Genomic DNA, 12,544 nt, shown 5'->3' on the forward strand with positions numbered 1-12,544 from the left:
AAGAATAGTGATCGCAGCGGACGAGGGGATGCGAATAATCAAGGCAGGCGCGGGAAGCGACTGCGATCCGTGGCGCCGATGAAGCGCCGCGCGATCCGGGCGCACTACACCAGCTGCGTCCAGGCTTTTTCCAGCCGTTTCACACTCACCGGCTGCGGCGTGCGCAGTTCCTGGGCGAAAAAGCTCACGCGCAGTTCTTCGAGCAGCCAGCGGAATTCCTGCAGGCGTTCGTCCACTACGCCCTTGCGCTCGGCCAGCAGGCGAGCGTAACGCTGCTCCAGCGGCTGCAGCTCTTTGAGCCGGGCCAGGTCGCGGGCCGGGTCGGCACGGTATTTGTCGAGCCGCGCCGTGATGGCCTTGAGGTAGCGGGCAAAGTGGTGCAGGCTGGCCCAGGGCGTCACGCTCAAAAAGCGCTTGGGCATCAGGCGCGCCAGTTGCTGGGCGGCGTCCTGGGTGGCCTCCGGCGCGTTTTTGGTGTCCTTGATCTTGCGCGCGGCGAGCGCGTACTCGGCCAGGATGACAGCGGCCAGCCGGGCCACTTCGGTCGCAATCAGGGTCAGGCGGCCGCGCCCCTCGTCGATGCGTTTTCTGAAGGCAAACTCGTCAGCCGGCAGGGGCTCAAGCAAAAAGGCCCGGTCAAGCGCCACCGCAATGATCTGCTCGCGCAGTTCTTCGAGCGTGCCGCCGGTCCCGCTGCCGTCCGGGTTTTTGCCGACCTGCATGTAGGTGACTGCCATCTTTTGCAGGTCAGGCACGTTTTTTTCGAGGTACTTGAGTGCGTCCTTGATTTGCAGGGCAAACAGGCGGCGCAGGCCGGCGCGGTGTTTGGCAGCGGCCACGTCAGGCTCGTCAAAGACCTCGATGGTGACGGCGTCGCCCGCGTCAACCAAGCCGGGGTAGCCAATCAGCGTCTGGCCGCCCTTGCGGATTTCGAGCAGTTCGGGCAATTCGCCAAAGGTCCAAGCGGTATAGCGCTGGCTGGCCACCGAGACCGGCGGAGGGGCCTCAGCGCGCGGCTGCTGACCATGGCGATCCGTGCCTGCGGACTTTGTGGCGGGCTGCGCCTGGCCCGCCACGACGGGAGGCGCGCCAGCGCTGGCCGCGCCCTGCCCCAGCTTGAGCCCGGCCAGCGCCTGGAATGCGCCGCGCGCCCTGGCGCCCAACTCGGCCTTGAGGGCGCCCAGGTTGCGGCCCTGCCCAAGCTGGCGGCCGTGTTCGTCGATCACCCGGAAATTCATGAAAAAGTGCGGACTGAGCATGTCGACCTTGATGTCGGCGCGCGCCACGTCCACGGCGGTGGCGGCGCGCACCTGTTTCAGAACGGCATCAAGCAGCGCGCCGTGGCCAAACAGCTCGGGCGTGTTCAGCGTTTCGGCCATCTTGCGGGCGCTCTCGGGCAGCGGCACCAGGCGCGAACGCGGGCGCTGGTGCAGGGTTTTCAACAGCGCCTGGATCTTGTCCCTGAGCATGCCGGGCACCAGCCATTCACAACGCTCTTCATTGACCTGGTTCAGCACAAACAGCGGCACGGTCACGGTCAGGCCGTCGCGCGCGTCGCCGGGCTCGTGCAGGTACGTGGCCGCGCAATCCACACCGCCCAGGCGAATCACTTTGGGAAAAGACTGGGTGGTGATGCCCGCCGCCTCGTGGCGCATGAGTTCTTCGCGGGTCAACAGCAACAGTTTGCTGTTGCTGGTGGGGGCCGCACCGCGCACCGGCATCGGCATCAGGTACTCGGGCTTTTTGCAGGCGTCGCGGTACCAAGCATCAAAACTGTAACCACTACAGACGTCCGGTGGCAACTGCTGGTCGTAAAAGGCGTAGATCAGTTCATCGTCCACCAGCACGTCCTGGCGGCGCGCCTTGTGCTCCAGGTCTTCCACCTGCGCGATGAGCTTCTGGTTGGCCTGCAAAAACGGCCACTTGCAGTCCCATTGACCGTTCACCAGCGCTTCGCGGATGAAAATTTCGCGCGCACCGACCAGGTCAACCCGGCCGTAATTGACGCGCCTGCCGCTGTAGACCACCAGCCCATAGAGCGTGGCGCGCTCCAGCGCATTGACCTCGGCTGACTTCTTTTCCCAGTGCGGGTCGAGCAGCTGTTTTTTGAGCAAATGGCCACCCACCTGCTCCAGCCACTGCGGCTCAATGGCGGCAATGCCGCGGCCAAACAGGCGCGTGGTCTCGACCAGTTCGGCGGCCACGATCCAGCGACCCGGTTTTTTCACCAGATGGGCACCAGGGTGCGGGTAAAACTTGATGCCGCGCGCGCCCAGGTATTCGCCACCGCTGCCTTCGGTCTCTAGTTTGCAGCCAATGTTGCCCAACAACCCGGCCAGCATCGACAAATGCAATTGTTCATAGCTGGCCGGCAAGGTGTTCAGACGCCACTTGTGCTCGGCCACCACCGTGTGCAATTGCGAGTGGATGTCGCGCCACTCACGCACGCGGCGCATGCTGACGAAGTTTTGGCGCAGCAACTGTTCATATTGACGATTGCTGAGCTTGTGTTGCCCTTCGCCGCCCTTGCTCTCGTTGATCCACTTCCACAACTTCAGGTAGCCGCTGAACTCGCTCTTTTCGTCGTCGAACTTGGCATGCGCCTGGTCGGCCTGCTGCTGCGCGTCCATGGGCCGGTCGCGCACGTCCTGCACGGAAAGCGCCGAGGCAATCACCAGCACCTCGTCCAGCGCCTCCCGCGTTCGCGCTTCCAGGATCATGCGGCCCACACGCGGGTCCAGCGGCAACTTTGCCAATTCCTGGCCGGTGGCGGTCAGCTCGTTGGCGTCGTCCACGGCACCGAGTTCGTTGAGCAACTGGTAGCCGTCGGCAATGGCACGGCCGGAGGGTTTCTCGATGAACGGGAAATCCTCCACCACGCCCAGGTGCAGCGACTTCATGCGCAGGATCACACCCGCGAGCGAGCTGCGCAAAATTTCGGGGTCGGTAAATTTGGGACGGCTGGCAAAGTCTTTTTCGTCATAGAGCCGGATGCAAATGCCGTTGGCCACCCGGCCGCAACGCCCGGCGCGCTGGTTGGCCGAACTCTGGCTGATGGGCTCCACCAGCAATTGCTCGACCTTGCTGCGGAAACTGTAGCGCTTCATGCGCGCCGTGCCCACGTCAATCACGTAGCGGATACCCGGTACCGTGAGGGAGGTTTCGGCCACATTGGTGGCCAGCACGATGCGACGCCCGGTGTGACCGTCAAAAATGCGGTCCTGCTCGGCCTGGCTCAGGCGGGCAAACAACGGCAGCACCTCGGCATTGCGAAAAACAGGCTGGTGACTCAGGTGGCCGCGCAGGTGGTCAGCGGCCTCACGGATTTCGCGCTCGCCCGGCAGGAAGACCAGGATGTCACCACCGTTGTGGGCATCGCGCCAGAGCTCGTCAACGGCATCGGCGATGGCGTTGTTGAGGTCGTAGTCACGCGCCTCTTCAAAGGGCCGGTAACGCTGCTCGACCGGAAACATGCGCCCCGACACCATGATGATGGGTGCTGGACCTTTCCTGCTTGAAAAATGCTCGGCAAAACGCTCGGCGTCAATGGTGGCCGAGGTCACCACCACTTTCAGGTCGGGGCGACGCGGCAAAATTTGGCGCAGGTAGCCAAGCAAAAAGTCGATATTGAGGCTGCGTTCGTGCGCCTCGTCGATGATCAGGGTGTCGTAGGCTTTCAGCAACGGGTCGGTTTGCGTCTCGGCCAGCAAAATACCGTCGGTCATCAATTTCACCGAACTGTCCCGGCTCAGCCGGTCCTGAAAACGCACCTTGAAGCCGACCACGTCGCCCAGCGTGGTGTGTAACTCCTCGGCGATGCGCTTGGCCACGCTGCTGGCGGCAATGCGCCGCGGCTGGGTATGGCCGATGAGCTTGCCGGGCGGGGCACGCGTGCCATCGGGGTGGGTCAGCGGGTAATTGAGTTTGCCGCGCCCCAACGCCAGTGCGATCTTGGGCAACTGGGTGGTTTTGCCCGAGCCGGTTTCGCCACAGACGATGATGACCTGGTGCGCCTGCATGGCGGCCATGATCTCTTCGCGCCGGGCGGAGACCGGCAGCGATTCGGGAAACTCGATTTTCAGAGGTGTAGCAATCAAGGCAATAACTTGGTAGAGAATCGGTGATTATCCCAACCCTTTTCACTTCTGCCTGCCGACATGTCGTCCATCTTCAACTTCACCTTTGTGCCCTGGTTCCGCTCGGTGGCGCCTTACATCCACAAGTTCAGACACCAGACCTTTGTGGTGGGCGTGTGTGGCGAGGCAATTGCGGCTGGCAAACTGCCCAATCTGGCGCAGGACCTGGCACTGATCCAGAGCATGGGCGTCAAGGTGGTGCTGGTGCATGGCTTTCGTCCGCAAGTCAACGAACAACTCCAAGCCAAGGGCCACACGCCGCGTTATTCCAGAGGCATCCGCATCACCGACGAGGTGTCGCTGGATTGTGCGCAGGAAGCCGCCGGCCAGTTGCGCTACGAGATTGAAGCGGCCTTCAGCCAGGGCCTGCCCAATACGCCCATGGCCGGTGCCACCGTGCGGGTGATTTCAGGCAACTTTTTGACAGCGCGCCCGGTCGGCATTGTGGATGGCGTGGATTTTCAGCACTCGGGCGTGGTGCGCAAGATTGATACCGCAGGCATCATGCGCTCGCTCGACATGGGTGCGCTGGTGCTGATGTCGCCGTTCGGCTTTTCGCCCACCGGCGAGGCTTTCAACCTGACCATGGAAGAAGTCGCCACCTCGGTGGCCATCGCACTGCAAGCCGACAAACTGATATTTGTCACAGAGGTGGCAGGCATTCCCACCCACATCGGACAGCCGGTGAGCGAAGACAACCCGATCGATACCGAGTTGCCGCTGGCTGCCGCAGAAAAGCTGCTGGCTGATTTGCCCAGTGCCAACACCCCCGCCGACACGGCGTTTTACTTGCAGCACTGCGTCAAGGCCTGCAAAGGCGGCGTCGAACGTAGCCACATCATCCCGTTTGCGGTTGATGGCTCGATCTTGTTGGAGGTCTATGTGCACGATGGCATTGGCACCATGGTGGTCGATGAAAAGCTGGAAAGCCTGCGTGAAGCCTCGGTCGACGACGTTGGCGGTATCCTGCAATTGATTGAGCCGTTCGAGAAAGACGGCACCCTGGTCAAGCGCAGTCGCACCGAAATAGAGCGTGATGTCGGCCTGTACACCGTGATCGAACACGACGGTGTGATTTTTGCCTGCGCCGCGCTCTACGCCTACCCCGAGGCGCGCACCGGCGAGATGGCCGCGCTCACCGTGTCGCCCCAGGTGCAAAGCCAGGGCGACGGCGAACGTGTGCTCAAACGCATCGAGCAGCGCGCCAAACTGGCTGGTCTCGACAGCATTTTTGTCCTGACCACACGCACCATGCACTGGTTCCTGAAACGCGGGTTTGTCCAGGTCGATGCCGACTGGCTGCCTGAAGCCCGCAAGCGCAAGTACAACTGGGACCGCAAAAGCCAGGTGCTGGTCAAGAAAATCACCTGAACTGGCTGCGTCAAAGCGATGAATCTTTCGGCGCCTTGCCTATTTAATAGGCTTGCGGGTCAGACCACTCACGCAGCGACGTGCTCTGACCCGAACTAATTAAGACGCTTGCGCCAGATCATCAGGCTGGCCAGCCCGAACACCAGGCAAAAGATCAGAAAAGCCCAGTTGGCGATGGAGCCTCCCAAAAATGTCCAGTCAATGGCTGAACAGTCGCCACTGCCCTTGAAGATCATGGGAATGGCACGGTTGAGAGGGAAGTTTTCAATCATGCCGTAAAAGTCACGGCCACAGGTGGCCACCTGGGGCGGATACCACTGCAGCCAGCTTTGTCGTGCCGCCACAAAAGCACCAAAACCGGCTGCCAGCAGCAGTACAAAGGAGCCCCAAAAGTGGACGCGCCTGGCGCTGCTCGCACTGAGCAAACCGGCGATGATGGCGACTGAGAAAAGCGCGTAGCGCTGGACGATGCACATCGGGCAGGGCTCCAGCCCCTGGCTGTGCTGCAAATACAAGCCAAAGGCGAGCATGGCCAGGCAAACCAGGCTTAAAAATGCAAAAACGCGCCGAGGCGCGTTTTCCAGAATCACCAGGAATCCGTTCGTCATGCGTTCAAACCCTGTTACTTGGACGCTTCGTCGAGTGCCTTGCAAGAGGGCGAACAAACCGCCTGAGACTTGCCCAGAATTTTCTTGGAAACCATCTGGGATCGTGCGCGGTGCTTGCCACACAGGAAACACGACATGGTCGCGGCACCAAATGAGGTAGCGGCAGTGAAAGGCGAACCCGACACTTTGGATTTGTAACGCAGGCCATCGGCCACGATTTTGGTTTTGGTATCTGCTTTTGACATATGCTGGATTTTAACGCAGGTGCGCACTTGATGAAAAACCTTGCTACAGTTACACGCTTTGACTCCATCCTTGAAAGATTGTTATGGCGCGCACTGTGAATTGCATCAAATTGGGTACTGAAGCCGAAGGGCTCGACTTTCCTCCCTATCCGGGGGAATTGGGCAAGCGCATCTGGCAAAGCGTCAGCAAGCAAGCCTGGGCCGACTGGCTCAAGCACCAGACCATGCTGGTCAACGAAAACCGCCTGAATTTGGCCGACGCGCGTGCCCGTCAATACCTGGCCCGGCAAATGGAAAACCACTTTTTTGGCAATGGTGCCGATGCCGCCCAAGGCTATGTGCCACCCAAGGAATAACCCTAAACCATGGCGGTTAACCCAGAAAAACCGCAGCCAACAAACCTCCGCAAAAACCCTGCGCATGCGTGGCAAGGGCTGGCTTGCTGGCGCATGCTGGACACGCAGTTTGAGCAGGGCACACGCTTTTTAAAAACCTGGCAAGCTTGGCGCACAGACCCACAGCGTTCGCGCCTGTTGCACTATGTCGCGTTGACGCAATCTCTCCCCACCGGCCCGGAACTGTCCAGCGCCGTCGGAAATAATCCGGCGCTGATCCCATTAGCGCAAGCGCTTGCCGGCCAATGGTTAGGGCTGCTGCCAGGTTTTCACCGTTTTTTGCTGAACCAGGGCCAGGTCGTGCTGACGCTGTGCGTGGGCGACACCCTCGCCTTGCTACGCCAGCAACAGTTTGAGGCGGACACGGTGGCACTGAGTCTGGACCACGCTGACGCAGCTTCGCTTTGGACCCTCAAGGCGCTGGCGCGCTGCTGTCGCCGTGGCACCCACCTGACGGTGCGGGCGCCGCAGGTGCGCGCCCTGTCAGATATTGCGCGGAATTTATCTCAATGCGGCTTTGAGATACGGCTGCCAGAGGCCGCCACTGCCAGCCCGGCGCCAGTCACGCTTGAAGCCAGCTTCAGCCCGCGCTGGACCCTGAAAAACAGCCGGCAAAACGCCATCGAAACCGCTTTACCCCTGGGCAGCTGTGCCGTCATCGGCGCGGGCCTGGCCGGGACCGGTGTGGCAGCAGCACTGGCGCGGCGTGGCTGGCAGGTCACCGTGCTGGACCGGGCCGAGGCCCCGGCCGCAGGCGCCTCCGGCCTGCCGGTCGGCCTGGTAGTGCCGCATGTCTCGGCGGACGACTGCGCCTTGTCTCAGCTGTCGCGCAGCGGCGTGCACCTGATGCTGCAGCAGGCCCGCAGCCTGCTGGTGGCAGGCCAGGACTGGTCGCCGACCGGTGTGCTGGAACGTGATGTTGCTGACAGCCACATCAGCCAGAAAGACATCTGGCACTCGCAAGGGGCCTGGCTCAAACCCGCGCAACTGGTGCGGGCCTGGCTCAGTCAGCCTGGGGTTTCTTTCATGGGCAATGCAGAAGTTCGCCAACTGCGTGCGCGCAATGGCACCTGGGAATTGCTGGATGCGCAGGAACAGGTCCTGTGCCGTGCCGAGCGTGTGGTGCTGGCCAATGCCTGCGGTGCGACAACGCTGCTACAGCGCTTACAACAGGACGAGCCGCTGCGCGCTCGGGACTTGGCCCGGCTTCCCGCCATGCATGGCATGCGCGGCCTGTTGAGCTGGGCCTTGCACGACGACACCAGCGCGGCAGTTTTCCCGCCCCACCCGGTCAATGGCTCAGGCAGTCTGGTGCCCCGGATTCCCATCGACGGCGGAACCGCGTGGTTCATGGGTTCGTCGTACCAGCCGGCCAATCAAACCGAGCGCCCCGACCAGGACAACCACCGCAGCAATTGGCAGCATTTGCAGCCCTTGCTGCCTGAACTGGCCCAGCAGTTACAGCAGAGATTCGAGTCGGGCGAACTCCGAAGCTGGAAAAACACCCGCTGCGTCACCGCCGATCGCTTGCCTGTCGTTGGCCCCCTTGAGGCGTCGGATGCGTCCGGCTTATGGATCTGTGCCGGGCTGGGCTCGCGCGGCTTGAGCTTCTCGGTGCTGTGCGCCGAGCTGCTCGCCGCGCGCTGGGGCGCCGAACCCTGGCCGGTAGCGGCGCGCCTGGCCAAAGCCTTGAACGCCTTGCGCAGCTGAAGCCTTTATGACGTAAGTGCCGCCTGGGCCGCCGCCAGCCGCGCAATCGGCACCCGGTAGGGCGAGCAGCTCACATAATCCAGGCCCGCCTGGTGAAAAAATGCTACCGAAACCGGGTCGCCGCCATGCTCACCGCACACACCCACTTCGAGATCCGGGCGTGCGCTGCGACCTTTTTCAACCGCCATCTGAACCAGCACGCCAACACCTTTCTGGTCGATGGAGCGAAACGGGTCATGCTCGTAAATACCCCGCTTGAGGTACTCGGGCAGGAACTTGCCGGCATCATCGCGTGAAAAACCCAGTGTCATCTGTGTCAGGTCATTGGTGCCAAACGAGAAAAATTCGGCCTCCCGGGCAATGCTATCGGCCATCAGTGCGCCGCGCGGTGTTTCGATCATGGAGCCCAACAGGTAGTCAAGTGTTTCGCCGCGCTCGGCAAACACGGTAGCTGCGGTGCGCCGAATCACGTCGGACTGGGCATTGAACTCGCGCACCGTCCCCACCAGCGGCACCATGATCTCGGTCTTGACGCGGATGCCCGCGGCACGCACGTTGAGCGCCGCTTCAAAGACGGCACGAGCCTGCATTTCGGTAATTTCGGGGTAGCTGATGCCGAGGCGGCAGCCGCGGTGCCCCATCATCGGGTTGAATTCATGCAGTTCTTCCACGCGCATCCTGATTTTGCCCAGTGACACGCCCATCTCCGTGGCCATGGCGCGCTGGTTGGCTTCGTCATGCGGTAAAAACTCATGCAGCGGTGGGTCCAACAGGCGGATGGTGACCGGCAGGTCGTGCATTTCCCGGAACAGGCCCTCGAAGTCGCCGCGCTGCATGGGCAGCAGCTTGGCCAGGGCCTTACGTCGACCCGCCTCGTTGTCGGCCAGAATCATTTCGCGCACCGCCAGAATACGCGCACCCTCAAAAAACATGTGCTCGGTACGGCACAGGCCAATGCCGGCGGCGCCAAAATTGCGCGCCACCCGGGCCTCGTCAGGGGTATCGGCATTGGCGCGGATGTCCAGGCGCTTGTACTGGTCGGTCAAAGCCATGAGCTTGCCAAAATCGCCGCTCAACTCGGCGTCTTTGGTGGCGATCTTCCCGGCATACACCTCGCCGGCAGAACCATCCAGCGAGATCCAGTCGCCCTCGTGGTAAACCGCTTCGCCGATGCTCATGGTGCGGGCCTTCAGGTCCACATGCACCGCACCCGCGCCCGACACACAGCACTTGCCCATGCCACGTGCCACCACTGCCGCGTGTGATGTCATGCCACCACGCGCCGTCAAAATACCCCTGGCCACACTCATGCCACGCAGGTCTTCCGGCGAGGTTTCCTGGCGCACCAAAATCACGTCTTTGCCGACCTTGGCCCAGGTTTCAGCTTCATCTGCATGAAACACGATCTGCCCCGTGGCAGCACCGGGCGAGGCCGGCAGACCGCGCGCCAAAATCTCCGCCGCCTTGCGTGCTCCGGAGTCAAATATCGGGTGCAGCAGCTCGTTGAGGCGCTCGGGGGCGACGCGCTGCAACGCCGTTTTCTCGTCAATCATGCCTTGCTGCAACATCTCCATGGCAATACGCACCATGGCCGACCCGGTGCGCTTGCCATTGCGGGTTTGCAGCATCCAGAGCTTGCCTTGTTGAATGGTGAATTCGATGTCCTGCATGTCCCGGAAGTGGTTTTCCAGCGTGGTCTCGGCATGCAACAGCTGCTGGTAAATGTCGGGCATCAGCTCTTCCAGCGACGGGTAGTGCAGGCGGCGTTCTTCTTCGGTCACCAGCGCCAGTTCGGCCCAGCGCCGCGACCCGACCAGCGACACCTGCTGCGGTGTGCGGATGCCGGCCACCACGTCTTCGCCCTGAGCGTTGACCAGAAACTCGCCGTTAAAAAGGTCCTCGCCGGTGCCGGCATCGCGCGAGAAAGCCACGCCGGTGGCGCTGTGGTCACCCAGGTTGCCAAACACCATGACCTGCACGTTCACCGCCGTGCCCCAGGAGGCGGGAATGTCATTGAGCTCGCGGTAGACACAGGCGCGCTCGTTGTTCCAGCTCTCGAACACCGCCCAGACCGCACCCCAAAGCTGTTCCCACGGGTCAGTGGGAAAGTCGCGGCCAATGCGCGCCCGAATCAGCGACTTGAAGCGCTGCACCAGTTCCTTGAGGTCATCGGCGTCCAGCTCGGTGTCCTGCTTCACGCCTTTTTGCGCCTTCACCATGTCGATGATGACTTCGAACGGGTCGTGGTCTTCCTTGGACACGGGTTTCAGGCCCATCACCACGTCGCCATACATCTGCACAAAGCGGCGGTAGGAGTCCCAGGCAAAGCGGGCATCATTGGTCTTGCGCGCCAGGCCCAAAACGGCCTCGTCGTTCAGCCCCAGGTTCAGAATGGTGTCCATCATGCCGGGCATGGAGGCGCGCGCGCCGGAGCGCACCGACAACAGCAGGGGGTCGCTGGCGTCGCCAAAGGTCTTGCCCATCTCCAACTCAAGAAACTTCACGCCCGCCAGCACTTCACCCTGGATCAGCTCAAAAACGGCCTCGCGGCCCTGTTCGGTAAAGGCGGTGCAGGCTTCGGTGCTGATGGTGAAGCCCGAAGGCACCGTGATCCCCAAGCGGCACATTTCGGCCAGGTTGGCGCCCTTGCCACCGAGAAGGTTTTTCATGGCGGCAGCGCCTTCGGTGCGGCTGCTGCCAAACACGTAGACAAATTTCTCAGGAGTTTTCATGGTCAATCCTCGTTCAACGTACTGCCGACATGATGACCATCCCCTACCCGGCGCACCTTGATGAACCGCAAGCTTTATGTCAAACCCATACCGAACAAACCCGGCGTTAAACACCGCCTGATGGCGGATGGTCATGCCCCTCGCGTCGGACTCACCACCCGCTTACAAGCGCTGCAACTTTTCCAGCGCCAATTGCAAAGTGGCAGTTTTTTTGCCAAAACAAAACCGTACCACTTGCTGGTCGAAGCCATCGCCATAAAAAGCCGACAACGGAATGGCGGCCACACCGATCTCGGTGGTCAACCATTTGCAGAAATCAGCTTCTCCCATGTCATTGATCGCCGATGTGTCCACGCACTGGAAATAGGTGCCTTCACAGGGCAACAGCTTGAACCTGCTGTCTTTCAGCCCGGAGCGGAACAGGTCGCGTTTTTCCTGGTAGAAGGCAGGCAGATTCAGGTAGGCGTCCTGATGGTCCATGTAGGCCGCCAGACCGTACTGCACCGGGGTGTTGACGGTGAACACATTGAACTGGTGTACCTTGCGGAATTCATGCGTGAACGCCGCCGGGGCCGCCACATAACCCACTTTCCAGCCGGTCACATGGTAGGTCTTGCCAAAACTCGAGACCACAAAGGCACGCTCGGCCAGGCCCGGAAACAGGGCCGCACTCTGGTGCTTCTGGTCGTCAAAAACCATGTGCTCATACACCTCGTCGCTGATCAGCAGCACGTTGGTGGGCGCCAGCAAAGCCTCCAGCTGACGCATCTCTGCCGCCGTCCAGACCGTGCCACTGGGGTTGTGCGGTGAGTTGACGATGATGGCCCGTGTTTTGGGTGTGATGGCCGCCGCAATTTTCTGGAAATCCGGGCGGAAGCTGCCAGGGGTCAAGGGCACGCGCACCGTCACACCACCGGCCAGCTCGATGTTGGGCACATAACTGTCGTAGCAAGGCTCCAGCACAATCACTTCGTCGCCGGGGTGCACTACCGCCAGAATGATCGTCAGAATGGCCTGCGTGGCGCCAGCCGTGATGGTGATCTCGGTGGCTGCGTTGTATTGGCGGTGGTAAAGCGCAGCGATCTTGGCCGCCACGGCTTCGCGCAGCACGGGCACGCCAATCATCGGTGGATACTGGTTTTTCCCCTGCTGCATGGCCTGGGTGACGGCATCGACCAACTTGGGGTCGCAGTCAAAATCCGGAAAACCCTGGCCCAGATTGACCGCATTTCTTTCTGTGGCCAAGGCCGACATGACGGTAAAAATGGTGGTGCCGACGTTGGGGAGTTTGCTGTGGAGGGTAATGGAACTCATGGTGTTAAGTGGTTGAGGACAGAGCAAATTTGC

The 12,544-nt window shown here is 61.5% G+C and carries 8 protein-coding genes; 3 read left to right on the forward strand and 5 right to left on the reverse strand.

Annotated elements, in window-relative coordinates; all coding sequences use genetic code 11:
- Positions 1-104: 104 nt before the first annotated feature.
- A complete protein-coding gene (gene hrpA / locus NDJ10_RS09010; RefSeq protein WP_296161312.1) occupies positions 105-4,097 on the reverse strand; it encodes an ATP-dependent RNA helicase HrpA in 3,993 nt (1,330 codons plus the stop codon).
- A 60-nt stretch (positions 4,098-4,157) separates the two neighbouring features.
- On the opposite strand from hrpA, the gene argA reads away from it, so the two are divergent.
- Positions 4,158-5,507, forward strand: a complete 1,350-nt coding sequence (gene argA / locus NDJ10_RS09015) for an amino-acid N-acetyltransferase (RefSeq protein WP_296161313.1) — start codon at positions 4,158-4,160, stop codon at positions 5,505-5,507.
- Between the two features lie 95 nt (positions 5,508-5,602).
- Here argA and NDJ10_RS09020 read toward each other — a convergent pair whose 3' ends face one another.
- Positions 5,603-6,115 carry a disulfide bond formation protein B gene (locus NDJ10_RS09020; protein WP_296161314.1) on the reverse strand — a complete coding sequence of 171 codons (513 nt, stop codon included), beginning with the start codon at positions 6,113-6,115 and terminating at the stop codon, positions 5,603-5,605.
- Positions 6,116-6,129: 14 nt separating this feature from the next.
- Positions 6,130-6,360 (reverse strand): hypothetical protein, encoded by a 231-nt coding sequence (locus NDJ10_RS09025; protein WP_296161316.1) that lies wholly within the window; start codon positions 6,358-6,360, stop codon positions 6,130-6,132.
- Positions 6,361-6,443: 83 nt separating this feature from the next.
- Here NDJ10_RS09025 and NDJ10_RS09030 point away from each other — a divergent pair, with 83 nt between their 5' ends.
- On the forward strand, positions 6,444-6,716 hold the full coding sequence (locus NDJ10_RS09030) for an oxidative damage protection protein (RefSeq protein WP_296161317.1): 273 nt from the start codon (positions 6,444-6,446) through the stop codon (positions 6,714-6,716).
- A gap of 93 nt (positions 6,717-6,809) precedes the next feature.
- Positions 6,810-8,465, forward strand: a complete 1,656-nt coding sequence (locus tag NDJ10_RS09035; protein WP_296161319.1) for an FAD-dependent oxidoreductase — start codon at positions 6,810-6,812, stop codon at positions 8,463-8,465.
- Positions 8,466-8,470: 5 nt separating this feature from the next.
- Here the strand turns inward: NDJ10_RS09035 and ppdK are convergent, their stop codons facing one another.
- The gene (gene ppdK, locus NDJ10_RS09040) at positions 8,471-11,197 is read right to left on the reverse strand and encodes a pyruvate, phosphate dikinase (RefSeq protein ID WP_296161322.1); all 2,727 of its coding nucleotides are present in this window, start codon (positions 11,195-11,197) and stop codon (positions 8,471-8,473) included.
- Positions 11,198-11,359: 162 nt separating this feature from the next.
- Entirely contained in the window at positions 11,360-12,511 is a 1,152-nt protein-coding gene (locus tag NDJ10_RS09045; protein WP_296161325.1) for a pyridoxal phosphate-dependent aminotransferase, read from the reverse strand.
- Positions 12,512-12,544: the final 33 nt, after the last annotated feature.

The organism is Rhodoferax sp. (assembly GCF_023700745.1).
GTDB lineage: Bacteria > Pseudomonadota > Gammaproteobacteria > Burkholderiales > Burkholderiaceae_C > Rhodoferax.

Coding starts and splice junctions, on each gene's coding strand:
- NDJ10_RS09030 (WP_296161317.1), top strand. CDS start 6,444: ATGGCGCGCACTGTGAATTGCATCAAATTGGGTACTGAAGCCGAAGGG.
- NDJ10_RS09045 (WP_296161325.1), bottom strand. CDS start 12,511: ATGAGTTCCATTACCCTCCACAGCAAACTCCCCAACGTCGGCACCACC.
- NDJ10_RS09035 (WP_296161319.1), top strand. CDS start 6,810: ATGCTGGACACGCAGTTTGAGCAGGGCACACGCTTTTTAAAAACCTGG.
- NDJ10_RS09025 (WP_296161316.1), bottom strand. CDS start 6,360: ATGTCAAAAGCAGATACCAAAACCAAAATCGTGGCCGATGGCCTGCGT.
- ppdK (WP_296161322.1), bottom strand. CDS start 11,197: ATGAAAACTCCTGAGAAATTTGTCTACGTGTTTGGCAGCAGCCGCACC.
- NDJ10_RS09020 (WP_296161314.1), bottom strand. CDS start 6,115: ATGACGAACGGATTCCTGGTGATTCTGGAAAACGCGCCTCGGCGCGTT.
- argA (WP_296161313.1), top strand. CDS start 4,158: ATGTCGTCCATCTTCAACTTCACCTTTGTGCCCTGGTTCCGCTCGGTG.